The sequence below is a fragment of the Bradyrhizobium sp. UFLA05-109 genome (assembly GCF_054185165.1).
Map to the genome: position 1 here is coordinate 23,918 of NZ_JBBIAR010000015.1, position 23,876 is coordinate 47,793.

Sequence of the window (23,876 nt, forward strand, 5' to 3'; positions counted from 1 at the left end):
CCGACGAGACAGTCGGCGACTATCGATCCGCCACTTGCCGCGAAGCGGGGCGTCGTTTACGCGGCCTTGATTGAGGCCGGAGATCCGAATTTCACTAAGATTGTCGAGCAATCAGTGTGAGCGGGAAAATCGGAGGAGCAGCATGGCCATTGTCTTTATCACCGGCAGCGCGGATGGGCTGGGTCGAGCGGCAGCGGAGTCGCTTCTAGATGACGGCCATGAAGTGGTGCTGCACGCCCGTTCGGCCGATCGCGCCGCGACCATCGCAAATCTCGCCTCGCGCGCCGCAGGGGTCGTGGTCGGTGATCTCCGCAGCGGGGCCGAGACCAGAAGTATCGCAGATCAGATCAACGCGATCGGGCGCATGGATGCGGTCATCCATAATGCGGGCGTCTACTCGGAGCGCAGCCGCGGTTCGACACCTGAGGGACATGCTGCCACCCTCGCAATAAACACCCTGGCGCCGTACATGCTGACGGCGCTGATCAAACGCCCTGAACGAACAGTGTATCTTAGCAGCGGTCTGCACCGCGGCGGGGAGGGTTCGCTGGCCGACGTGGACTGGACGAAGCGGCCCTGGGATCCCGCACGGGCCTACGCCGAAAGCAAGCTGCATGGCGCCGCGCTGGCTTTCGCGCTGGCGCGGCGCTGGCCGCAGGTCTTGAGCAACGCCGTCGATCCCGGCTGGGTACGCACGAAGATGGGCGGTCCAGGAGCGCCGGTAGATCTCGATACCGGACAGCGGACCCAGACCTGGCTGGCCGTAAGCGACGAGCCGGCCGCCTTGGTCAGCGGTCGTTACTGGCATCACCTCCAGCAGGAGCAGCCGGCCCGAGAGGCAACCGATCCAGAATTTCAGGACCGGCTCATCTCCAAGTTGGGCGAACTGACTGGTGTCGCGCTTCCTCAGGCTTAGTGGATCGCGGGCCTTTCGAGCCGGTTTCGAAATACGGCGCGGCGCGAACGTGCTTGCAGGCGCGATGCGGAAGGGCAAAGGGATTTTCGATGCGTTCCAGTCGGGGATGAGCTGCCACGAGGTCCGGTGTGCCTAGGAGTCCGGACCTCGTGACTTCATCCCCGCCCCATGGCGCCCCCGCCCATGTGACGCGGCCAGGAAAGTGTGATGCGCGTTGGCCGTCGATCGCGCGGAGATACGTGAAACTTGAGGACGTTGCTATCCGCGTCATTACGGACGTGAACTGCCGTCCCGGTGCGACGCGAGCGTGTGCTGAGGCCCACGCGATGTCCACATCTCCCTGAACGTCGGGAACCTGCCCTTCACCGGCCTGTCACTGAACTGCGTTAGCGCTGCCGATGTCATCACGCGATGGCCAAGGGAGTTCAAGACATGTCCGCTGTGCTGCCTGTGCTGGGCGCTGCCCTGTCCATCAAATCGATCCCTGCGCATCGCGACTGGCTCCTCGAACGCCAGCGCGACCTCGAGATCCAGGACTTCTTCCGCGCCGACCTGCTTGATAGCGACTGGCGCGCCACTGCGAGCGAGATCAAGAAGATGCTCGCTGGCCACACCGGACGGCTCGGCATCCACGGCCCGTTCTGGGGCTTCACGATCGACAGCCACGATCCGATGATCCGTCAAGCCGTTGCAAAACGGCTCCTTCAGGGGCTGGACGCGGCCGAATTTCTCGGCGCAACGCAGATGGTAATCCATTCGCCCTTCACGACCTGGGATCACAACAATCTCGATCTCTATCCCGAGAGCCGCGGTAATCTGGTCGAGCGGGTGCGCTCGACGCTTGCCGAAGTGATCGCGCGGGCCGAGCAAAGCGGCTGCGAGCTCGTGATCGAGAACATCGAGGACAAGGATCCCCGCGATCGCGTGCGCCTTGCGAAAGCGCTCGAGAGCCCGAAAGTGCGAGTCTCGCTCGACACCGGTCATGCCAACTACGCCCATGTCTCCACCGACGCGCCGCCGGTCGACTACTACGTCGATGCGGCCGGCGACATGCTGACGCATGTGCATCTCCAGGACACAGACGGCTTCGCCGACCGCCATTGGGCGCCGGGCGAGGGCAACATCCGCTGGACCGCCGTGTTCCGTGCGCTGGGACGGTTGAGCTCCAATCCGCGGCTGATCCTCGAGCTGCGCAATCACGATCACGTCCGCGGGGGAGCGGCGTATCTCAAGTCGCTCGGTCTCGCTGAATAGCTAACGCCAATAAGGGCAGGGGTCTTCGTCATGAGCAAGCTCACCCGTCGCACCATCCTGAAATCCGGCACGGCTGCCGCCGGCACGCTATTCCTGCCGCGGTTCGCGATCGCGCAAGGCGACAACCGCCCGTCGGTCACGATCGCGGTGCAGAAGGTAACGAACGCGAACGTGCTCGACGTGCTGCGCGAGCAGTCGAACGTCGGCGAACGCGTGTTCTTCTCGTCAATCTGGGAAGGCCTGATCTCCAAGAATTTCCGCGGCAATCTTGAGGCCGTGCCGGGGCTTGCGACCGAATGGCGCCGGATTGACGACAAGACCGTCGAGGTGAAACTGCGCCAGGGCGTCAAGTTCCATAATGGCGACGAGCTCACGGCGGAAGACGTCATCTTCACTTTCAGCCGCGAGCGCATGTTCGGTGAGACCGAGGCGAAGAGCCGCACCACCATCCAGGCGTTCGAAAAAATCCCGACGCCGCGGCCCGGCAAAGAATTGCCGCCGGATGTGCCGGCAGTGGCGCGCCGCATCTGGCCGGACCTCGTGCGCGTCGACGCCGTCGACAAATACACCGTGCGCTTCTCCAACGCGACGCCCGACGTCACCATCGAAGGTCGGCTGTCGCGCTACGGTTCCGACATCATGAACCGCCGCGCCTGGGACGAAGCCGCGAGCTATCTCGACTGGGCGCGCAAGCCGGTCACGACGGGTCCCTACAAGGTTGTCGAGCTCAAGCCCGACGTCTCGCTGACGCTGGAAGCACATGACGAATATTGGGGCGGCCGTCCGCCGCTGAAGCGCATCCGCTTCCTCGAAGTGCCCGAGGTCGCGAGCCGCATCAATGGCCTCTTGTCGGGCGAATATCAGTTCGCCTGTGACATCCCGCCGGACCAGATCGCCGGCATCGAGAAGAACGCCGCGTTCGAGGTGCAGGGCGGCACCATCCTCAATCACCGCCTGACCGTGTTCGACAAGAACCACGCCCAGCTCGCCAATCCGCTGGTGCGTCGCGCTTTCACCCATGCGATCGACCGCCAGGCGATCGTCGACAGCCTCTGGGCCGGCCGCACCCGCGTGCCGAAGGGACTTCAGTGGGAGTTCTATGGCGACATGTTCATCGCCGACTGGAGCGTACCGGCTTACGATCCGAAGCTCGCGCAGGATCTGTTGAAGCAAGCCAATTATAAAGGCGATCCGATTCCCTATCGGCTGCTCAACAACTACTACACCAACCAGGTCGCGACCGCGCAGATCCTGGTCGAGATGTGGAAGTCGGTCGGCCTCAACGTTCAGATCGAGACCAAGGAAAACTGGTCGCAGATCATGGAGCGCGGCGACACGCGCGCGGTGCGCGACTGGTCGAACTCAGCGGCCTTCAATGATCCCGTTTCGTCGATGGTCGCCCAGCACGGGCCCAACGGTCAGCAGCAGCAGATCGGCGAATGGACCAATGCGGAGCTGAACAAGCTCTCCGAGTTGTTGGAGACCTCGACTGATCGGGAGGCCCGCAAGAAGGCGTTCGCCCGCATGCTGGCGATCGCCGAGCGCGAGGACCCCGCCTATACGGTGCTGCACCAGAACGCGACCTTCACCGCCAAGCCCAAGTCGATCAAGTGGAAGGCCTCGCCGGCGTTCGCGATGGACTTCCGCGCCGGCAATTTCGAGGCGTAAGCCGTGGTGACGCCGCTGGTCAGCATCCAAGGCCTGAGCGTCGCCTTCAACGGCGTGCCCGTGCTGCACGGCGTCGACCTCTCCTTGCGTAAAGGCGAGGCCGTTGGTCTCGTCGGCGAGTCCGGGTCGGGCAAGTCGGTGACTTGGCTTGCCGCGCTCGGCCTGTTGCCACGTCACGCGCGGGTCGCGGGCTCGGTGCGGCTGGATGGACATGAAATCCTTGGCGCACCCGCCACGACACTCGATCAGGTGCGGGGCGGGCGTATCGCCATGATCTTCCAGGATCCGGCAAGCGCGCTCAATCCGGTGCTGACCATACGCAAACAGCTTTGCGAGGCCTTGGCGCTGCATCGCGATCTCTCGGGCGAAGCCGTGAAGGCGGAAGCGCGGCGGCTGCTCGATCTCGTCGGCATCCCCGATGCGGCGCGGCGGCTTTCGGCCTATCCACACGAATTCTCCGGCGGGCAGGTCCAACGCATCATGATCGCGATGGCGCTGGCTGGAAACCCCGACCTGCTGATCGCGGACGAGCCGACCACGGCGCTCGATGCGACGATTCAGGCGCAGATCCTGGAGCTGCTCTCCGCGGTGCGCCGCGAGATGAGCATGGCGATGGTGCTGATCAGCCACGATCTCGGCGTCGTTGCGGAGAACTGTGACCGCGTCGCCGTGATGTATGCTGGCCGCATCGTCGAGGAGGCGCCGGCGGCGGCGCTGTTCGACGATCCCTGGCACCCCTATGCGCAAGGCCTGATCGGCGCGCTGCCGCCGCTGGACGGGCCACGCCGCAGACTGACGGCGATTCCGGGAACCGTTCCCGATCCGTCAAAAATGCCGGCGGGCTGCGCGTTTGCGCCGCGCTGTGCCTTGGTGGCCGAGCAGTGCGCTCGCGGTGCGCCCAGCCTTGCGCCGCTCGGCGATGCGCGCGCTGTCGCCTGCGTCCGTGCCGAAGCCTCGCGCCGTGCGTTGCTCGGGATCGCCGCGGAATGAGCGCGCCGTTCGTCGAGGTCGCCGCGATCTCGCGGACCTACATGATGCGCTCAGGCATGTTCGGACGGAGCACGGCGGTGCACGCGGTCGACGGCGTATCGTTCTCCATTCGTAAGGGCGAGACGCTTGGCCTCGTTGGCGAGTCCGGCTCCGGCAAGTCGACGACGGGCCGCATCGTGCTCGGGCTGGAGACGCCTGACGGCGGCGTGGTGCGGTTCGACGGCAAGCCCATGGCTGCGTTGGGGTCATCGAAATGGCGCGCGCAGCGTGCGCGCCTGCAGATGATCTTTCAGGATCCGCTGGGGGCGCTCGACCGCCGCCTGTCCGTCGCCGACCAGATCCGCGAGCCGCTCGAAATCCACGGTCTGGGCGCCAGGGCCGAGCGCGAGGCGCGCGTGCAGGAATTGCTGCGCGCGGTCGAGCTCAGTGAGCAGCACGGCCGGCGTTATCCGGGCGCGCTTTCCGGCGGGCAGCGTCAGCGCATCGTGCTAGCGCGCGCGCTTGCGACGCGCCCCGATTTCCTGGTGTGCGACGAGCCGGTCAGTGCGCTCGACGTTTCGATCCAGGCGCAGGTGGTAAACCTGCTCGCCGATCTTCAGGCTCAGCTTGCGCTGACCATGCTCTTTATCAGCCATGATCTGCGCGTCGTGCGCCAGATCAGCAATGTCGTCGCTGTGATGTATCTCGGCCGCATCGTCGAAATCGGCAGCGCCGACGATCTTTTCGCCCGGCCGGAACATCCCTACACGCAGGCGCTGGTCTCGGCTTCGCCGGCGCCCGGCCGCCGCAGCGCGGGCCGCATCGTGCTGTCGGGCGATCCGCCGAACCCCGCCGCGCGTCCCTCCGGCTGCGCCTTCCATCCGCGCTGCGCGCGCGCGATGGCGCGTTGCGCGACCGAGCCGCCGGCGCTCACTTCTGTTGCAAGCGACCGTCAGGTCGCCTGCCATCTCGTGACCGGGCCGCAGGCCGAGAGTCGGGATGCGGCGTGATGGGACGTTACTTCGCCATCCGCATCGGTCGCGCGCTGCTGACGATCATCCTCGTCGTCACCTTCGCCTTCGTCGTGCTGCGCCTCTCCGGCGATCCCTCGTTGATGATCCTGGGGCCGGAAGCACCTCCGGAGGTCCTTGCCGCCTTCCGCAAGGCCTGGGGTCTCGATGACCCCATCTGGATGCAATATGTCGACTACTTCGGTGCCATCGCCAAGGGCGAGCTCGGCCGCTCCATGCGCGACGGCCGGCCTGCGATTGAGCTCGTGCTGGAGCGGATCCCCGCAACGCTCGCGCTGACGCTGCCGGCTTTCGCCTTCAAGGTCGCGCTCGGCATTCCCGCTGGCATCTACGCTGCGCTACATCGTGGCTCGGCGATCGACCGTGCGGTGATGATCACGGCGGTTGCCGGCTTCACCGTGCCCAGCTTCGTGCTGGCGTTGCTGCTCGTGCTCGTCTTCGCCGTGCAGCTCGGCTGGCTGCCTTCGGGCGGGCAGGAGAGCTGGCGCCACGCGATCCTGCCGATCGCAACGCTCGGCCTCGGCGGCGCCGCGGTGCTGGCGCGCTTCACCCGCAGTGCGATGCTGGAGGTGCTAGGCCAGCCCTATATCCGCACCGCCTCCGCCAAGGGCGTGCCCTGGCGCAAGGTGGTGACGTCGCATGCGCTGCCGAATGCGGCGATTCCGACCGTGACCATTCTGGGCTTCATGGTGGGAACGCTGATCGCCGGTGCCGTGGTCGTCGAGAGCGTGTTCGCCTGGCCGGGCGTGGGGCGGCTGCTCGTCGTGGCCGTTGCCAACCGCGACCTCGCCGTCGTGCAGTGCATCCTCTTGCTGGTGGCGCTGACCATGGTCACGTCCAACCTGATCGTCGACTTCCTCTATGGCTTCCTCGATCCGCGGCTGCGCGCCAAGGCAGCCCACGCATGACCGACGCGACGCTGAAGGATACAGGCGTTGGCCGCCGCATCAGCTTCCCGAACATTCCGGTTTCGGTTGCGATCGCAGCGGCGTGGATCATCGCCATGCTGTTGGTGGCCGCTTTCGCCGAGAAGATCACCCCTTACGGCTTCACGCAGTTCGACCTCCGCAATCGCCTGGCGGCGCCCGGCAATCTCGCGCACTGGCTCGGCACCGACGAACTCGGCCGGGACGTGCTCTCGCGTCTGCTCGTGTCGATCCGCATCTCGTTGCTGATCGCGTTCGGGGCGACCGCGATTTCGGCCGTTGTCGGCACGACGCTCGGCTTCCTCGCCGCGCATTTCCGTGGGGCTATCGAGCAGCTCGTGCTGATGCTGTCCGACTTCCAGGCCAGTATTCCGTTCCTGATCATGGCGCTCGCTGTGCTCGCCTTCTTTGGCAATTCGCTGCCGCTCCTGATCGGCCTGATGGGATTGTTCGGTTGGGAACGCTATGCCCGCATCGCGCGCGGCCTTGCCATCTCGGCCAATGCGCAAGGTTACGCGGCCGCCGTCCGCCAACTCGGCGCGACGCCGACGCGGATCTACCTCAGGCATATCCTGCCCAACATCGCCTCGACCCTGATCGTCTCGACGACGCTGGTCTTCCCCGAGGTGATCCTCATGGAATCCGGCCTGTCGTTCCTTGGGCTGGGCGTGCAGCCGCCGATGACCAGCCTCGGCAACATGGTTGGCTATGGCCGCGAATATTTGACCCGGGCGCCCTGGATCATGCTGGCGCCGGCCACCACCATCGTGGTGACGACGCTGGCGGTCTCCATCATCGGCGACTGGCTGCGCGATAAGCTCGATCCGACCCTGCAATAGGGGCAAGTTGGGCTCCTGTAGTCCGGATGGAGCGCAGCGAAATCCGGGGCAGGCGCATCGGGCGAGACGGGTCCCGGATTGCGCTTCGCTCCATACGGGCTACGAATGAGGCCGCGCCCGCGCCGGGAGCAGGGGAGGCCTGCGAACGGCCGATCCGGCCCTGTCAGGCCCAAGTTCCCGTTGCGCCCTTCGGCGCCGTGCGCTATCCGGCCGGAAAGGCCTGAGGCGGCTCACAATTTCCCGCCAGGCTCAGCCAACCAGGACGGAAACCGCCATGCCAGCCTATCGCTCCCGCACCACCACCCACGGCCGCAACATGGCGGGCGCGCGCGGCCTCTGGCGCGCGACGGGCATGAAGGATGCGGATTTCGGCAAGCCGATCATCGCGGTGGTCAACTCCTTCACCCAGTTCGTGCCCGGCCACGTCCACCTGAAGGACCTCGGACAGCTCGTTGCGCGCGAGATCGAGCAGGCCGGCGGCGTCGCCAAAGAGTTCAACACCATCGCGGTCGACGACGGCATCGCCATGGGCCATGACGGCATGCTCTACAGCCTGCCGTCGCGCGAGTTGATCGCCGACAGCGTCGAGTACATGGCCAACGCCCATTGCGCCGACGGCCTCGTCTGCATCTCCAATTGCGACAAGATCACGCCCGGCATGCTGATGGCGGCTCTGCGGCTCAACATCCCCGCGGTGTTCGTCTCGGGCGGGCCGATGGAGGCCGGCAAGGTCAAGCTGCACGGCAAGACGCATGCGGTCGACCTGATCGACGCGATGGTCGCCGCCGCCGATTCCAAGGTCAGCGATGATGACGTCAAGGTGATCGAGCGCTCGGCCTGCCCGACCTGCGGCTCGTGCTCCGGCATGTTTACCGCCAACTCGATGAACTGCCTCACCGAGGCGCTGGGCCTCGCGCTGCCCGGTAACGGCTCGGTGGTCGCGACCCATGCCGACCGCAAGCGCCTGTTCGTCGAGGCCGGTCACACCATCGTCGATCTCGTGCGCCGCTACTATGAGCAGGACGATGCCAGCGTCCTGCCGCGCAACGTTGCGAACTTCAAGGCGTTCGAGAACGCGATGACGCTCGACATCGCGATGGGCGGCTCGACCAACACGGTGCTGCATCTGCTTGCGGCCGCCCATGAGGGACAGGTCGAGTTCACCATGCGCGACATCGACCGGCTGTCGCGCCGCGTGCCCGTGCTGTGCAAGGTCGCTCCGTCCGTCGCCGACGTCCACGTCGAGGACGTGCATCGCGCCGGCGGCATCATGGGCATCCTCGGCGAGCTCGATCGCGCCGGCCTGATCGACACCAAGGTTTCGACCGTGCATGCACCGACGATGGCCGATGCGCTTGAGCGCTGGGACGTCAAGCGCTCGAAGAGCGAGACGGTCCGCACCTTCTATCGCGCCTCGCCCGGCGGCATCCCGACCCAGGTCGCCTTCAGCCAGGAGCGCCGCTATGACGAGCTCGATCTCGATCGCGAGAAGGGCGTGGTGCGCGATCTCGAACACGCCTTCAGCAAGGACGGTGGCCTTGCCGTGCTCTACGGCAACCTCGCGCAGGACGGCTGCATCGTGAAGACCGCAGGCGTCGACGCCTCGATCCTGAAATTCTCCGGCCCCGCGCGCGTGTTCGAAAGCCAGGACGCCGCGGTCGAGGGCATTCTGGGCGGCAAGGTCGTTGCCGGCGAAGTCGTGGTCGTCCGCTATGAGGGACCGCGTGGCGGCCCCGGCATGCAGGAGATGCTCTATCCGACCAGCTATTTGAAGTCGGTCGGCCTCGGCAAAGCCTGCGCGCTCGTCACCGACGGGCGTTTCTCCGGCGGCTCCTCAGGGCTCTCGATCGGTCATCTGTCGCCGGAAGCCGCCGAAGGCGGCAACATCGGTCTGGTGCGCGACGGCGACCGCATCGCGATCGATATCCCGAACCGCAGCATTCAGCTCGAAGTCTCCGACGAGGAGCTGGGCAAGCGCCGCGCGGCCGAGGAGGCGCGAGGTGATGCGGCCTGGCAGCCGCAGAATCGCAAGCGCAACGTCTCGACTGCGCTGCAGGCCTATGCCGCACTGACCACCAGCGCCGCGCGCGGCGCGGTGCGTGAGGTCAAGCGCCGCTCCAACTGAGCGGCGTTATCGCGCGCTGCGATCCGCGGATCGCGGCATGCATAGTCAATGAAGCGTTAGCGGCCGGCCGCGATTGCGCGGCCCCGTTAAGGATGCCCCGACGAACTTTCTTCGATGCGGAGTTCACAGCGTATACTGCTGCGTGCCGACCCATCGATCCAAGTCATTTCCCGCGTAACTGGGGCACCACCACCATGTCTCGTACCATTGCCGTCGTTTTCGCCAGCGCAACCGCCGCCATCGCCATGACGGGCGCAGCGTCCGCCGGCTGCTACAATTGCTACACCCCGCCGCCGTGCACGACCTGCTACCAGCAGCAATACGTGGCGCCGCAATATCGCACCGTTGAGGAGACCGTGATGGTCTCGCCCGGGTCAGTCGTCGCCCATCGCACGCCCGCGCAGTATCGCACGGTGATGGTGCCGCAGACCGTGATGGTCGCGCCGCCCGGCGTGCAGTACGAGCGCATCCCGCCGCAATATGCGACCCGCCAGCGCGTCGAGATGGTCTCGCCCGGCTACTCCTATTACGCCCCAGTCGTCTCGCCCTGCGCATCCTGCGGCGGCTACTGAACCAGAATCGGAGCAGACAAAAAGCGCGGCGCCCTTGGCGCCGCGCTTTCGTTTGAAGCGAACGAGGCCCGGAGTTGGAGACCAGTCCAACCGGGCCTCGTAACCGGCGACGCCCTGGGCGGCGGCGCCGATGTCGGAATTGATCGTGTCCGGCCACGTGATGAGGGCCGTTGCAAGCTCCGCAACCTAAGCGGCCAAGCTGACAGCGACCTTACACGTGGTTCCGGTAGGCGAGGCGCTCGGAGAAGCCGTAGGTTCTGTTTGGGGAAGCGAGGTCCGGCATTGGAGGCAAATCCGAACCGGACCTCGCAGTCGCCAACCCCGCGGGGGAATCGGCGACTCCGAGTAGATCGCATGGCAGGCTGACACCCGCCTGACGAGGCCCGCCAGCGTGAAGCGGCGGCCCCTGTGTTCACCGCCTCAGCCGGCGGGCATGTGTTGCGAGACGCGATCGCGCCTGCCTTCGATGGGGCCGGCGCTTCATGCGCGACCCGCCATGAGCGGGTTTATCGTCTTGTCGATGACCTCGAGCTGAGCTTCGGACAGGCGGTGATAGCCGCCGTCGCGTGAGTGTGGCGCAGGTCATAAAAGCGAATGCCTGGCAGGGAGTGCTTCCTGACCAGCCGCTTCCATTCGTTGATGACGCTGCCCCGAGATTGTGAAGGTCCCGAACGGAGTAATCCGCATTCACCTTTGGAGGTAGCGCCCGCTGCTCGAATGAAGCGTAGCCGGTTACATCTTCTCTGCAATTATAAGCGCCTGTGCATGGTGCTAACGGTTGCCGGGCGCGACGCAAGCGAAATTACGATTAGCGAGGGGCTTGCCGAGCGCTACGTTTGCAGTGGAGCCCACGCGGGTCCGCTCAGAAAGGGAATTACGCAATGAATACGAAGCATGCCTCTGTTCAACTATCGCGCGCCAAGAATGCGCTGCAATTGATCAAGCGCTGCATCAAGGACGGTGAAGAGCACCAAGCGTTCACTCATGCGGGCGTCGCGCTCGACGCACTGTCACAGATCGAAGGCGATACCCTGCCTGATGACATCGTGATCCATTGGGACGATCGCGCAAACTACAACCGGTACAAAGTCGCCTGCGAAGTGCAGGACGTTGGCAACCTGCGCGCTCTCGCCCGCGAATTCGTCAAGGTCGTGGAGCGCGCCAGCGAAGAAACCCAATCGACGGAGGCGACGTGGCACGATGACGCTGTGACGCTGTTTGTCAATAAGCTGGAAAACTTGTGCAACTCAGAACGTCGCTTTAGCGAAGTCTACGCCAACTGCAAAAAGAAGATGGAGGCCCCAAGCAAAGCATCGAACGTGGTAACATTCTCACGGAACTGATCAGCGTGGCCGTTGACGTTGCGCCCACGATCACTGCAAAGGATGCGGCGAGACTGCAAGAAGCCGCCGCCGCACTCGACCTAAATCGATCCGTTCTCGGTAAACGCGCAAGCTGCGCACTAATAGCCTTGTCGCTGAACGGTGTGAGGTGTGCCCGCCGCGCAGGCATTCGATGCCCACCGCGAGCCATTTGAACACTGTCAGGCATCCGAACAGTAACGTCATCCCCATCGATCGCCAGCCAGTGCGGGCTGGGTGGTTTACCACCTTGCCCGCGAATGGTGTTGAGTTGGGGAGGGACAGCCTCTTCCGGCGCGAGCCTTCCATCTGATGAGTGATGACGGTGCATAATCCGGCGATAGACAACGGGCTAATGGCAGCTATAAACAAGCCCGCGAAGTCGGCCACAGATGTTAGCAAAGCTGTTAGCGGAACTGCTTGGCGTGAAATTTAGGTGGCCTGTTTTCGTAATGAATTCAAAGAGTTGGAAGGGTGGCCGAGTGGTTTAAGGCACCGGTCTTGAAAACCGGCGTGCCCGCAAGGGTACCGTGGGTTCGAATCCCACCCCTTCCGCCAGTATATTGTTCTCCACTGTTCGTGGTCGTTCGAACTCCACAACAAAATCAGTGACTTGTGCCGGAAGGCTGTACTTCGCAGTTCGGCGATGTTCTCCCTAGTTGGGTCACTGACCGTAGATTAGGCCGGTGGTTCACCGCTCCTCCAAACTCAAAGGTCTAAGTGATTGTGTTAACTTGAGTGTTTGACCCTCGTGCAGGGGCGGCGCGTTCCTAGCTACGGCGACAAGCTACGGATGGCATCTCCAACAATGGCGCCTTCGATGCCGGGTTTTGGCCAAGGCTCATCTGAGTCCAAGAAGAGGTAGCTTCAATCCGAGCCATTCTCGAGCGATGTTGCGACGGGCGTGATGCTTGCGCGGCTTTCGAACAGAAGAGGAAGGACGTGCTCAAGAAGCATCCGTGGCAAGATCAGCCCGAAGGTCATCGCTAGGACGACCAGAAATGCAGTGGCGCCGTTTGCGGCCAAGTTCGTCATCAGCGCCGCCGGCGCACGCGGCCCCATCGAGACCAACTCGACGACGGCGCTCGCTGCCTCGAATAGAAAGAAGCCTGGCATCATCGAGACAACCGCGGAAAAGCCGACTGCAGCGAATGGAAGATGCCGGCGATCGACCACCGGCGTGACGATGATGCTGACCAGCATACAGGCGGCGAGCGCCCCGGTCGCAACATTCGCCCCCGCGAGCGAGATCAGTGCCCAGCGTGCGGCATGCCCGAGCATGCCCGCTGCGATGGGGAGCGGTAGCATGCGCCACGGCATCGAGAAGAAGGTGCCGAAGGAGGCGACAGCGCATCCTGCCGCAATCACATCGGCCAGCAACGGCGCGGGCGCGGACGGTCTCGTGACCGGGAGTACTGCGCCGACTGCGGTGAAGCCCAACAGCAGGCCGAAGCAGATCATAAGCACGACGATGCCGGCGTAGGTCAGGCGAGCGATGCCAAGCGCGATGCGCGTGCGGACGAGGTCGATCGCACCGTTGAGAAGATGTGGGCCAGGCACCAGCACCATGCAGGGACAGAATGCGACGAGAGCGGTTGCGATCGGCTGATGCAAGCTGCTGGTAGAGACAGCGGCTACGATGCCGGCGATGAGGGCGGCACACAGCGGCTGGATGAACGGGCTGCTGCTGAAGCCTGATAGCCAGCGGCGGACCAGCGCGCCGAGCGCGGCACTTGCCGCGATCAGGATCAGGCTCGCCGGGTCTACCGCGCCGAAAATGATCCCGAGCGACGCCGCGCCTACGGCTGCCAATGACGTGAAGCGGAATACGGAAACCGGTGGCAACCTCCCGGCCAGCAACAGGGCCGGCCGTACTTCCTCAACGCGTAGCGAGCCCTCGCACAGCCGGTCCACAATGGCCGTGATGGCAAGCACCCTGTTCATGTCGACGCCGAGTGGTTTCGCGGGAACTATCTGGGACAGAGATGTGCTTTCAAGCTCGACGATTAGCTTGTCCCAATCCGGGAGCACTCTCGCCGACACGCCCATAGCGCGTCCGAGCCGTTCGGCGGTGACGACCGTCCGCTCTGTGGTCTGCCCGTGAGTAAAGAGGAGGGTGGCTGCTAGTGCAACGATACCGAGTGCCGCCTCGTACGCCGGAGTTTCGAGGTCAGTTCGAGGTGTTCGAAGGACGACCGCCATTGGGAATCAGCCTCGAAGTTAGGATGCGATCCCGCGCCCCGGATCTAATGTCCGGCGCTCTGTCCGCCGTCGACGTGGAGGATCTCGCCGGTGGTGAAGGCGGCACCTTCGAGGTACAGCACCGCATCGACAACATCGCGCACCTCTCCCATCCGTCCGACCGGATGCAGCTTGGCCAGGAAGTCGTATGTTTCGGGCGCATGCATCGGCGTCTTGACAGCGCCGGGTGCCACGGCGTTAACGCGAATACCCTTGCTCGCATATTCGATTGCGAGCGACTTCGTTGCGGCGTTCAGGCCGCCCTTTGTGAGGGCGGCCAGAGCCGATGGCACGCTGCTGACCGCGTGTTCGTCGAGGCTGGTGCGCTCGCGGTATGCCCTGACCAAGGCCTCGCCGATACCCTGCGATGCGCCGGTGATGATAGCGACTTTCCGTTCTGTACCCATTTGGGGCCTCCATATTCTCGGCTGAATCGGCGGACGGCGCCGCGTTGCTCGCTTGCCTACTGTGCGGTCCAGCCGCCATCGACGGAAATGGTCGTACCTGTGATCTGGTCTGCCGCAGGCGAGCAGAGGAAAGCCACGGTGCCGCCAAGCTGCGCGGGAGAGACGAAATCCAGAGATGGTTGCTTCTCTGCCAGAAGCTCCTTGGCCGCTTCCTTCTGATCGATGCCCCTTTGCGCGGCAATGTCGCTGATCTGCTTTTCGACCAACGGCGTTCGCACCCAACCGGGGCAGACTGCGTTGCAAGTGACACCGCTGCCGGCCGTCTCCAGGCCGACCACTTTGGTCAGGCCGACCAATCCATGCTTAGCCGCAACGTAGGCGGCTTTATGAGTTGAGGCGACGAGGCTGTGCGTTGACGCAATGTTGACGATCCGTCCCCAACGCTGCTTTTTCATCTGGGGCACCGCCGCGGCAATGCCGTGGAATGCTGCGGACAGATTGATCCCCAGGATTGCATCCCACTTTGCAGCCGGAAATTCTTCGACCGGAGCGGTGAACTGGATGCCGGCATTGTTCACCAGAATGTCGAGGCGTCCGAATCTCTCGACGGTCGCGGCGATCAATCCGCGTACAGCCTCCGCCTTGGACATATCGGCGCCGTCGTAGACGACGCGCACGCCGTGCTCACCTTCGATACCGGTGCGGATCGCCTCAATCTCGCGAGCGTCGCCGAAGCCGTTCAACACCAGGCCGGCGCCGAGCTTGGCTAGCTCTTTCGCGATGCCCAGTCCGATGCCGCTGGTCGATCCCGTGACGATTGCTACTTTTCCCTTCAACATGATGCTTCCCTTCGATGTTTGAGACACAACAGAAAGATGGTCAGTGGGCGCCGCCGGCGTCGAGGCGGTCGGGCTTGGTGAGCATGAGCGCCGCCGCCAAGGCGACGATCTGCGAAATGCCGAGCAGATAGAAGGTGTCGCTGAAGCCGAGGATGAATGCCTGCTTCTGGATAACCTTGCCGATTGCGACATAGGCGCGGTGAGCGGCGTCGACGCGGTCGATCACGCCATGGCTTATAAAGTAGTGCGTGAGCTGATCGAGCCGGGTACGGGTCGCCTGCTCGAATAGCGTGACCTGCTGCGAGAGTATGTTGGAGTGATACTGCTCACGTTTGGTCAGCAACGTCTGCAGCGCCGCGATGCCGATCGCGCCGCCGAGGTTGCGCATCATGTTGAACAAGGCCGACGCGGACCCCGCGTTCTCCTGTTCGATTCCGGCGGTCGCGACCGCCGAGAGCGGCGCAAAGACGAGGGCTTGGCCAAATGCGCGGATGACGTTCGGCCAAAAAAGCTGATCGGCTGCATAGTCGTTGGTCATGTAGATATTCATGAAATTGGAGCCGCCGAACAGCACAAAGCCGATGCCGATGACAAGGCGCGGATCGAATCGCTTCATCAGACGAGGTACCAGCGGGATCAGCACGAGCTGAGGCAGGCCAGTCCATGCCAGCACCATGCCGATCTGCTCGGAGTTGTAGCCCTGGATGCGGGACAGATAGACCGGCAGGATATAGACGGAGCCATACAGCGATACGCCGAGCAAGAAATTCGCGAGCACGCCGAAGCCGAAATTGCGACGGAACAGGATGCGCAGGTTGAGCAACGGCTTGTTCGCGGTCAGCTCGATTGCGAGGAACAGCGTCAACGCGACCGCAGCTATCACCGCGAGGCGAACGATGAAAGGCGAGCCGAACCAGTCGTCCTTGTTGCCTTCTTCCAGGACGGTCTGAAGTGCCGCGAGCCCGATCGCCATGGTGATGATGCCGGTCCAATCGCCGTCTCGAAGCAGCGAAAGATTCATCGGCCTTGCTTCGAGAGAGAAGAAGAGCATGCCAATCATGATCGCGCCGGGCACGACGTTGACATAGAAGATGTATTCCCAGCCGAAATTTTCGGTGAGATAGCCGCCGATGGTCGGACCAATCGCCGGTGCGAATGTTGCGGAGATCGCAAACATTGCCAGCCCGATCGGCTGCTTTGCCTTGGGCAAAAGCGTGATGATGAGCGTGAATGCCATGGGGATCAGCACGCCACCGGTAAATCCTTGCACCGCCCGCAGCGCGATCATCTGCGGCAAATCCTGCGCGAGCGCGCAGGCTGCCGAGAACAGCAGGAACAGGAAGGCGTTGGTAAGGAGATAGATGCGGACCGAAAAGACCTGGGCAAGCCAGCCGCTGAGCGGAATCACCACGATCTCGGCGATCAGGTAGGACGTGGAGATCCACCCGCCGTCATCGATGCCCGCACCAATCCCGCCCTGAATGTCGGCAAGCGAGGCGTTGACGATCTGGATGTTGAGCACCGCCATGAACGCGCCCATCGTGGCTCCGATCACCGCGAGCCAGGTTTTTGCCGAGACGGCAGGAGCCGCTGGCAGCCGGTCTTCGCGGGCGGGAACGGCGTCGATGGTGGTGTGCAGTGTTGTCATTGTGTCCTCGCATTCGAGGCCCGATGGGCTATTCAGCTGCGGGCGCCCCACGGGAGGCGAGGTGCTTCTCGGCGTTGCGTTCGGCGACGACAGTCCACTTGGTGTCGACAGTAGGCTCTGCCGACATGCCCGGGCGCAGCAGACCGCGCAGGGTCGGGTTGTCGAGCACGATCTTCACCGGCACGCGCTGCACGATCTTGGTGAAATTGCCGGTGGCGTTGTCGGGCGGTAGCAGCGCGAATTCGAGCCCGCTCGCCGGTGACAGGCTGTCGACATGGCCCTTCAGCCTGGTCGAATGGAAGCTGTCGATCCGCAGCTCGACCGGCTGTCCGTTGCGGACATGGGTGAGCTGGGTCTCCTTGAAGTTGGCGACCACATAGACTTGATCGAGCGGTACGACCGCCATCAATTGCGTTCCGGCCTGGACATATTGGCCGACCCGCAGGGTGCGCGCGCCGACTGACCCGTCGACGGGCGCGGTGATCTGCGTATAAGAAAGGTTCAGTGCCGCCTGCTGCTCGACGGCGCGTGCGCGGTCGAGTTGCGCGACAGCCTGCGCGCGCTGGGTCGAAAGCACCTCGACCTTTTTGTTGGCGGCGAGCAATCCCGCCTTGCCCTGCTGCAGTTGTGCGGTCTGAGAGCGCAATGCTGCGTCGGTCTGCTGGGCGCGTTGGATCGTTCCCGAGCCCGATTTCATGAGGTCGTCGTAGCGGGCGCGCTCCTGCTGCGCGAATTTGAGGTTGGCTTCAGTCGCGTCGACCTCGGCCGCCTGCTGCTGAATCAGAGGCTGCTGCAATTCGATCTGCGCGTCGAGGTTCTTGATCGCGGCTTCCGAGGCCGCGACGTCGGCCTTGGCCTGGTTCAGCGCGGTTTTGAAGTCGCGATCATCGATGCGTGCCATCAACTGGCCGGCCTTCACCGGTTCATTGTCCGCGACCAGCACCTCGGCGATGTAACCGGAAACCTTCGGCGCAATGATTGTGGAGTCGGCTTTGACATAGGCGTCGTCGGTCGTTTCCAGGTAGCGGCCGGTAGTGATGTAGTAGTGGCTGAAAGCGGCAGCCCCGGCGACGCCAAGGGCGGCGGCGAACGCCAGAGCCGCGCGCCGGATCGCCTGACGCGACGGGCGAAGGCTTGTTTTCGTTTTCTGCTCGGAAGCATACGAAAGAGTCGACATGGTATTCTCCAAAGTCGGGTGGGCCGCTAAATCTCAATCGGGGCGGTGGACGTCATGCGTGATGATGCCGAGCTCGGGAGCTGGCGGGTCCAGGCGGCGTGGGTCGGCCAGCGTGCGGCGGATATCGTCCAATCCGCTTTGCCAATGCGCACGCATCGCGTTCAGCCCGAACTCGTAGTCCTTTGAGTGACCCTCGTAGATCTTGGACTGGTAGATCAGGTGGATGATGTTGTAGGAGCGATGACGGGCCATGTCCGTGATGGCGCGGATTTCCGGATCCTGCTTTGCGCGTTCCGGCAACTCCCGGATCGTCCGCTGCAACGCCTGGCGCATCTTCTGCATGCGCAGTGCCTGGTCCGTGATAGCGCGCGTGCGGCTCGAATATTGGATGTCCTTCTGCCGGCTCGACACCTCCATCATGTCGTGAGGAACACGCCCTCTGGCCGACCAGAGATCGACCTGGAATGTCAGCGTGTCACGCGGCTCGCTGGACAGCACGCGTGAAAGAGGGGTGTTCCAGACGACACCGCCATCCCAATAGTGTTCGCCGTCGATCTCGACGGCGGGGAAGCCCGGCGGCAACGCGCCGGAGGCCATGAAATGCTTTGGTCCGAGCTTGCGTTCGGTCGTATCAAAGTAGGTCAGGTTGCCGGTGCGAACGTTGACCGCGCCGACGCTGACGCGCACGTCGCCGGAGTTTAGCCGATCGAAATCGACGAGCGTCTCCAACGTCCGCTGCAACGGCGCGGTGTCGTAGAAGCTGGTGGCTGCATCGCCCGAAAAGGGTGACCAGAACGGTGACGGGAAGCGCGGCTTGAAGAAGCCGGGTTGGCCCTGGAATAAGGCCCTCATCGCGGCAAGCGCGTTGTGCCATGAGCGCATATCGAAGGCGAAGGGCAGGGCATCGGGCAGCCCTTCGCCGGCGGGCCACCCCACCGGACACGCACAGATGGTCTCCCAGAACTCGCGTAGCCGCTCGACCCGCTGGTTTTCCGGCGATCCGGCAATGACCGCCGCATTGAGCGCGCCGATCGAAATGCCGGCCAACCAGTTCGGCCGGATACCGGCCTCGTGCAGGCCCTCATAGACGCCGGCCTGATAGGCTCCCAGAGCTCCGCCACCCTGCAGCACCAGGGCGACGACGTCATAGGGCAGCGGCGTGGACGCCTGCGGCACCGAATTGATTTGCTCGCGCATCACCTTCAGCATTTCGTAAACTCCCGATATTGCGGCTGATCCGGTCAGCCTGCGTTCGCTTCGATAAGGATCTCGGACCTGGATTCGCGTCGTAGTGCGGTCGCGCCGGGCGACAGGTAATCGTGGACGACAGTGCCAAGCCCGAGCGTCAGGTCGGCCACGAGGTGTTTGGCCGACAGCACTTGAAGGACCGGAAGTTCGGCGACGGGGGCGAGGGCATGCGAATACAGGTCCAGCGCAGCCGGCCCGGTCCATGCGCCTTTCACGGTGATGTCTTCTAGGTGGTAGCGGACCAGCTCGCAGATGCGTGCCGAGCCATCGACATGCGGGATGATCTTGAGCAGAAAGTTGGGTGCGGCGAGCTTCCTTGCTTCGACCTCGGTGTCGAGGGCGCGGTGCTTGTAACCCATGGTGCCGGTCGCGATTCGAACCGAACCGTAGTTCAAGGTGCCGACGAGCGTATCGATCTCGACCGCGAGCTTCGGTTGCGCCAGCTTCTTGGGAAAGCCCCAGAGCTCGCGTCCGCCGGCGATGGGCGGATGATCATTGAGGAACATCTGATGGGTGAAGCTGCCGGCCTGACCTTGATAGGATACCGGGATGACCTGGCCGCTTTCGGTGTAGTCGCCAAACCCCGTTGAATCCGGCATGCGGATGAATTCGTAATTCACCACCGGTTCGGTCAGCTCGAGCGGTGCCGGCACGATCCGGCGCAGCGCCTCCGGATCTGTCCGGTACTGGATTATGAAGTACTCGCGGTTGACGAAGCGGTAGGGGCCGGGTGGGAATGCCGGGTTCGTCAGTGGCATGGCGAACGCGCTCGCGCGCACGGTGTCGTGTTTCATCGGGGTCGGCTCCAGTTAGGTCGATGGCGAAGGAGCCGCGCTTCTACGTGGGAAGCGCGACCATATCGCGTGAGGCCCTTAGACTTCGGTGACGTGCTCCGGATCGGCCGACGCCAGCGCGGCGGCACGCTCGGCCCGAGGCGGATAGATCCACACTGTGTTGATCTCGTGCTTGGTCTTCTTTGCAACCTCGCCGACGATCTCGACTTTCCGTTCCCAGCCTCGCGTGAAGAGCGCGCCGGCTTCGCCGAGGTCGAGGCACGTGACGTAGGCTTTCTGGTAATACGGCTTGGTCGGGACGCCCAGGAGCTCTGCGGCGGCATTGTTGCCCGCAAAGGCCCCCATCCTGGTGGCGTGCTGGCAGGACATCAGTGCGAAGTTGCCGATATCGTCGCACGCTGCCTTTGCGGCATCGCCAGTGGCAAAGACGCCAGGCACGGACGTCACGCGCAGATCCTGATCAACGAGCAGCCGGCCGAGATTGTCGCGTTCGGCGGGGATCTGCTGGGTCAATGGCGCGGCGCGGATGCCTGCCGCCCAGACGACTGTTTCCGCTTCGATGCGTTCGCCATTTGAAAGCGTGACACCGGTTTCATCGAGCGAGGTGACGCCAGCGCCGACCCGGGTCTCTACGCCGAGCTTGCCCAGGGCATCCTCGATGACGGGACGAGGGCCAGCGCCCATATCGGGAGCGATCGCACCGTTGCGTTCGACGATGATCACGCGCGGCTTGGCATCCTTACCGAGGATCGCACGAAGCCGTGCCGGCATCTCCGTCGCCGCTTCGATGCCGGTAAAGCCGCCGCCGGCAACAATGACGGTGTCGCGTCCGTTTCTTGCCGGCCGATCCGCCAGGCTGTGCAGATGCCGGTCGAGGGCGATCGCTTCGTCGAGCTGGTCAACGCTGAAGCCGTGTTCGGCAAGGCCCGGAATATTCGGGCGGAAGAGCCGGCTGCCCGTGGCCACGACCAGACGGTCATAGGAGAGCGTCTTTCGCGTGCCCTTGGCGGTAGCGACCTGCAGCATGCGGGACTTGGTGTCGACCGTTTCGGCGCTGCCTTGCACGTAGACGATGTCGATGGACTTGAGGACCTCCAGCAGAGGCGCCGTCAAGGTTTCCGGCTTCGACTCGTAGAGGCGTGGGCGAACCACCAGTGTCGGCTCCGGCGCAACCAGCGCGATCTCGAGTTCGTCGGGTGAAGCGCCCTGGATCTCGCGGAGGCGTGCGGCGGAAAGTGCCGCGTACATGCCGGCGAAGCCGGCGCCAATGATGACTAGTCGCATGTGATCTTCTCCTGTTGGTTGATCTTCGGACATACGCGCGTTGCCGCCGGCCGCTCCCTGAGCGGCTCCTTGCGACCGGCGACGACGCGAAGAGGTGAAACGAGATCGTTATGTCTTAGGGGGAGCAGCTCGGCGTCGATGCCGCCCAGCGGCGGCGAAAGAAGATCGGCTCGGTGGCGTTCGGGCCGCCCCAATTGGCGTAGGGAAGCTGCGTGTTATCGTTGGCTACGATGGACATCGTCGGGTTCGTCCTCTGCAGGGATTGTGGTGGAATTTCCACCTCCTCGCCAGTTGCAGAGGTGAAGCGAACTGCCAACGAAAGTCCGTACACGATTGTCGTTGCGACGAGTCTCCGCCGCGGCGCGATTGCAATGAGGCTGGCGAAGGTCTTCGAGGTCATCGTTTGTCTCCGTCTATTGGGAGCGTGGGGGACCCTGATCATCTACCGGACCTGAGCTGCAACTGCGCCAGCGCGATTGCGGCAGCTGCAGAGCGATTGCTGCTACCGCATGCGCCGTCGCCAATCGCTCGGCGTTTCGCCGGTCAGTTTCTTGAATGCTGCGGTGAACGCGGTTTGGGAAGCATAGCCAAGCTGCGTGGCCACCGACGCGATCGATGCATCGGTATCGCGGAGCATGTTCATGGCTTGATCGAGTCGCTGCTGGCGCAGCCAGGCATGAGGAGAAAGCCCGGTGCTTTCCTTGAACGCGCGGCAGAAATGGAAGCGCGAGAGCCCGGCGTCCGATGCGAGCGCAGCGAGCGACACGTCAGCATCGATGTCCGAGCGCAGGCGTTCGACCGCGCGTCGCAGGGCATGGGGAGACAGCCCGCCCATGACCGGCTCGAACGTGGTTCGCACGCCGGTGTGCTCAGCCAGGATGCGTGTGGCGAGGAGATCCGTCAGTTGCTGCCTGAACAGGAGATCCAGGGCCGCATTGCCCTCCAGCACCTCTGCCGCACTCATCAGCAACCCGGATATGACGGGGTCGGGATGACCCGTTCGTTCGAGAAGATCGCCGGGAGCGGCCGCGTTGGCGTCGCGCGCAATGCGTTCGAGCGCCGTATGCGGAAGATAGAGTTGGATGACATCGACGAAGCCGGGAATATCCCATCTGGCGCTTGAACCGGACGGAATGATCGTCACGACTCCGGAACGCGCCGTTCCAATCGCAACCGATTTCCCGGTGCGCCGCTCCAGGCGCTGAACGCCTGTGGGGTAGGTCATGATGACGTGGTCCGTCATGGGCTCGACGACGTCATGCAGAGCCCCATGCTTCCAATGCGCGATGGCACCGTTGGAGGGATCCGAAGCCATTTGGAGCGGTGCGGTCTTGAGGACGCGCGCCATCTCCACGTCGGCTCGGCGCCGTTCGGCGGCGGGGGAGTCGCCGTGGCGCGCACTGGATGCGACGAGCGGAGCCTCCAAGGGATCGTGCAGGATCGGCTTGTTCACGGAGCTGTCCTCGCGTTCTGAAGGCGCTTCATCAACTGCAGGAGCGCTGTTGCTAACGGACGCGTCGCCGCCAATCGCTCGGCGTTTCCCCGGTCAATCGCCTGAACGCCGCGGCGAAAGCCGTCTGAGAGGCATAGCCAAGCTCCACCGCCACCGACACGATCGAAGCGTCGGTGTTGCGCAGCATGTTCATCGCCTGCTCGAGCCGGTATTGCCGCAACCAGGCAAGAGGTGAAAGTCCAGTGCTCTCCTTGAAGGCGCGGCAGAAGTGGAAGCGCGACAGTCCGGCATCCGAAGCCAGGGCATCGAGGGAGACGTCCGCATCGCTGTCCGAGCGCAAGCGTTCGATCGCGCGGAGGAGGACTTTCCGCGAAAGCCCACCCATGGTCGGCTGGAACGTGGTTGGCGAGCTGGTGTGCGCAGCCAGGAGGCGCGTGGCCAGGAGGTTTGTCAGCTGATGCCTGAACAGCGCATCCAGTGCCCGATTGCCCTCGAGCACACCGGCAGCGCTGAGGAGCAATCGGGATGTAATGGGGTCGGGATGCGCGGTTCGTTCCAGGAGGTCGGTCGGTGTGCCGGTCCCAGCTTCGTCGGCAACGCGCTTCAGCGTTTCGTGAGGAAGATAAAGCTGAACGACGTCAACGGGCTTCGGAATATCCCATCGGGAGCTTGATCCTTCCGGAATGATGATCACGACCCCGGGACGAAACGTTCCACTCGCAACCGATCTTCCCGACCGTCGCTCCATGTGCTGCGTCACGCCGTTGTAAGCCATGATGACGTGGTGGCTCATGGGTTCGACGACGTCGTGCAATGGTTCATGCTTCCAGTGGGCGATCCCGGCACCGGAGGCGTCCAATGCCATGCGAAATGGCGTGGTGTGGAGCACACGCGCCATCTCGGCGTCGGCGGCACGCCGGTCGGCGGTGGGCGAAGAGTCCGAGCGCGCCGCAGGCGCGGACAGCAGAGCTTGCAAGGAATCGTGTGACGTTGGTGTGCTCATGGCGTGTGCTCATTTCCTGAAGGCGCGGAGACCCCGTCTCTCCAGTGCTCGCGACAATGAAGGCAAACGTCACGCGAGGGTATCGTGCAACCGGTCGGGTCTTGCTGAGTGAGGGAATAGA

General features: G+C 63.8%; 20 protein-coding genes, 1 tRNA gene and 1 pseudogene. 11 read left to right on the top strand and 11 right to left on the bottom strand.

Going from position 1 to position 23,876, the window contains the following annotated elements; all coding sequences use genetic code 11:
• Positions 1-142: 142 nt before the first annotated feature.
• From Q3C01_RS13300 to Q3C01_RS13350, 11 genes are all read left to right on the top strand, one after another.
• Positions 143-916 (top strand): SDR family NAD(P)-dependent oxidoreductase, encoded by a 774-nt coding sequence (locus Q3C01_RS13300; RefSeq protein WP_458145777.1) that lies wholly within the window; start codon positions 143-145, stop codon positions 914-916.
• A 432-nt stretch (positions 917-1,348) separates the two neighbouring features.
• Positions 1,349-2,170: a sugar phosphate isomerase/epimerase family protein gene (locus tag Q3C01_RS13305; RefSeq protein ID WP_458145778.1), complete on the top strand. Its 822-nt coding sequence runs from the start codon at positions 1,349-1,351 to the stop codon at positions 2,168-2,170.
• A 30-nt stretch (positions 2,171-2,200) separates the two neighbouring features.
• Positions 2,201-3,838: an ABC transporter substrate-binding protein gene (locus Q3C01_RS13310; protein ID WP_458145779.1), complete on the top strand. Its 1,638-nt coding sequence runs from the start codon at positions 2,201-2,203 to the stop codon at positions 3,836-3,838.
• A 6-nt stretch (positions 3,839-3,844) separates the two neighbouring features.
• Positions 3,845-4,828: an ABC transporter ATP-binding protein gene (locus Q3C01_RS13315; protein WP_458145872.1), complete on the top strand. Its 984-nt coding sequence runs from the start codon at positions 3,845-3,847 to the stop codon at positions 4,826-4,828.
• Positions 4,825-5,817, top strand: a complete 993-nt coding sequence (locus tag Q3C01_RS13320; RefSeq protein WP_458145780.1) for an ABC transporter ATP-binding protein — start codon at positions 4,825-4,827, stop codon at positions 5,815-5,817. The genes Q3C01_RS13315 and Q3C01_RS13320 overlap by 4 nt, the downstream gene beginning before the upstream one ends.
• Entirely contained in the window at positions 5,817-6,746 is a 930-nt protein-coding gene (locus tag Q3C01_RS13325; protein WP_458145781.1) for an ABC transporter permease, read from the top strand. Before Q3C01_RS13320 ends, Q3C01_RS13325 begins: the two co-directional genes overlap by 1 nt.
• Positions 6,743-7,603 (top strand): ABC transporter permease, encoded by an 861-nt coding sequence (locus Q3C01_RS13330; RefSeq protein WP_458145782.1) that lies wholly within the window; start codon positions 6,743-6,745, stop codon positions 7,601-7,603. Before Q3C01_RS13325 ends, Q3C01_RS13330 begins: the two co-directional genes overlap by 4 nt.
• Positions 7,604-7,877: 274 nt before the next feature.
• Positions 7,878-9,728 carry a dihydroxy-acid dehydratase gene (ilvD, locus tag Q3C01_RS13335; RefSeq protein WP_458145783.1) on the top strand — a complete coding sequence of 617 codons (1,851 nt, stop codon included), beginning with the start codon at positions 7,878-7,880 and terminating at the stop codon, positions 9,726-9,728.
• Between the two features lie 245 nt (positions 9,729-9,973).
• A complete protein-coding gene (locus Q3C01_RS13340) occupies positions 9,974-10,300 on the top strand; it encodes a hypothetical protein (RefSeq protein WP_458145873.1) in 327 nt (108 codons plus the stop codon).
• Between the two features lie 881 nt (positions 10,301-11,181).
• Positions 11,182-11,643 carry a hypothetical protein gene (locus Q3C01_RS13345; protein WP_458145784.1) on the top strand — a complete coding sequence of 154 codons (462 nt, stop codon included), beginning with the start codon at positions 11,182-11,184 and terminating at the stop codon, positions 11,641-11,643.
• A 486-nt stretch (positions 11,644-12,129) separates the two neighbouring features.
• Positions 12,130-12,219 (top strand) — tRNA-Ser (locus tag Q3C01_RS13350).
• Between the two features lie 309 nt (positions 12,220-12,528).
• Here Q3C01_RS13350 and Q3C01_RS13355 read toward each other — a convergent pair.
• The 11 genes and pseudogenes from Q3C01_RS13355 to Q3C01_RS13405 all read right to left on the bottom strand — a co-directional run bounded on the left by Q3C01_RS13355 (position 12,529) and on the right by Q3C01_RS13405 (position 23,755).
• Positions 12,529-13,863 carry a threonine/serine exporter family protein gene (locus tag Q3C01_RS13355; protein WP_458145785.1) on the bottom strand — a complete coding sequence of 445 codons (1,335 nt, stop codon included), beginning with the start codon at positions 13,861-13,863 and terminating at the stop codon, positions 12,529-12,531.
• 44 nt (positions 13,864-13,907) lie between these two features.
• Positions 13,908-14,225 (bottom strand): annotated as a pseudogene (locus Q3C01_RS13360) (SDR family NAD(P)-dependent oxidoreductase); the annotation flags it as partial.
• A 140-nt stretch (positions 14,226-14,365) separates the two neighbouring features.
• On the bottom strand, positions 14,366-15,148 hold the full coding sequence (locus Q3C01_RS13365; RefSeq protein WP_458145786.1) for a 3-hydroxybutyrate dehydrogenase: 783 nt from the start codon (positions 15,146-15,148) through the stop codon (positions 14,366-14,368).
• A 40-nt stretch (positions 15,149-15,188) separates the two neighbouring features.
• On the bottom strand, positions 15,189-16,796 hold the full coding sequence (locus Q3C01_RS13370) for an MDR family MFS transporter (RefSeq protein WP_458145787.1): 1,608 nt from the start codon (positions 16,794-16,796) through the stop codon (positions 15,189-15,191).
• A 28-nt stretch (positions 16,797-16,824) separates the two neighbouring features.
• Positions 16,825-17,973 (bottom strand): HlyD family secretion protein, encoded by a 1,149-nt coding sequence (locus tag Q3C01_RS13375; protein ID WP_458145788.1) that lies wholly within the window; start codon positions 17,971-17,973, stop codon positions 16,825-16,827.
• Between the two features lie 33 nt (positions 17,974-18,006).
• On the bottom strand, positions 18,007-19,182 hold the full coding sequence (locus Q3C01_RS13380; protein WP_458145789.1) for a DUF3734 domain-containing protein: 1,176 nt from the start codon (positions 19,180-19,182) through the stop codon (positions 18,007-18,009).
• 32 nt (positions 19,183-19,214) lie between these two features.
• Positions 19,215-20,015: an acetoacetate decarboxylase gene (locus Q3C01_RS13385; protein ID WP_458145790.1), complete on the bottom strand. Its 801-nt coding sequence runs from the start codon at positions 20,013-20,015 to the stop codon at positions 19,215-19,217.
• Between the two features lie 78 nt (positions 20,016-20,093).
• The gene (locus tag Q3C01_RS13390; RefSeq protein WP_458145791.1) at positions 20,094-21,299 is read right to left on the bottom strand and encodes an NAD(P)/FAD-dependent oxidoreductase; all 1,206 of its coding nucleotides are present in this window, start codon (positions 21,297-21,299) and stop codon (positions 20,094-20,096) included.
• 115 nt (positions 21,300-21,414) lie between these two features.
• A complete protein-coding gene (locus Q3C01_RS13395; protein ID WP_458145792.1) occupies positions 21,415-21,699 on the bottom strand; it encodes a hypothetical protein in 285 nt (94 codons plus the stop codon).
• A 102-nt stretch (positions 21,700-21,801) separates the two neighbouring features.
• The gene (locus Q3C01_RS13400; RefSeq protein WP_458145793.1) at positions 21,802-22,752 is read right to left on the bottom strand and encodes a helix-turn-helix transcriptional regulator; all 951 of its coding nucleotides are present in this window, start codon (positions 22,750-22,752) and stop codon (positions 21,802-21,804) included.
• A 52-nt stretch (positions 22,753-22,804) separates the two neighbouring features.
• A complete protein-coding gene (locus tag Q3C01_RS13405) occupies positions 22,805-23,755 on the bottom strand; it encodes a helix-turn-helix transcriptional regulator (RefSeq protein WP_458145794.1) in 951 nt (316 codons plus the stop codon).
• Positions 23,756-23,876 lie beyond the last annotated feature (121 nt).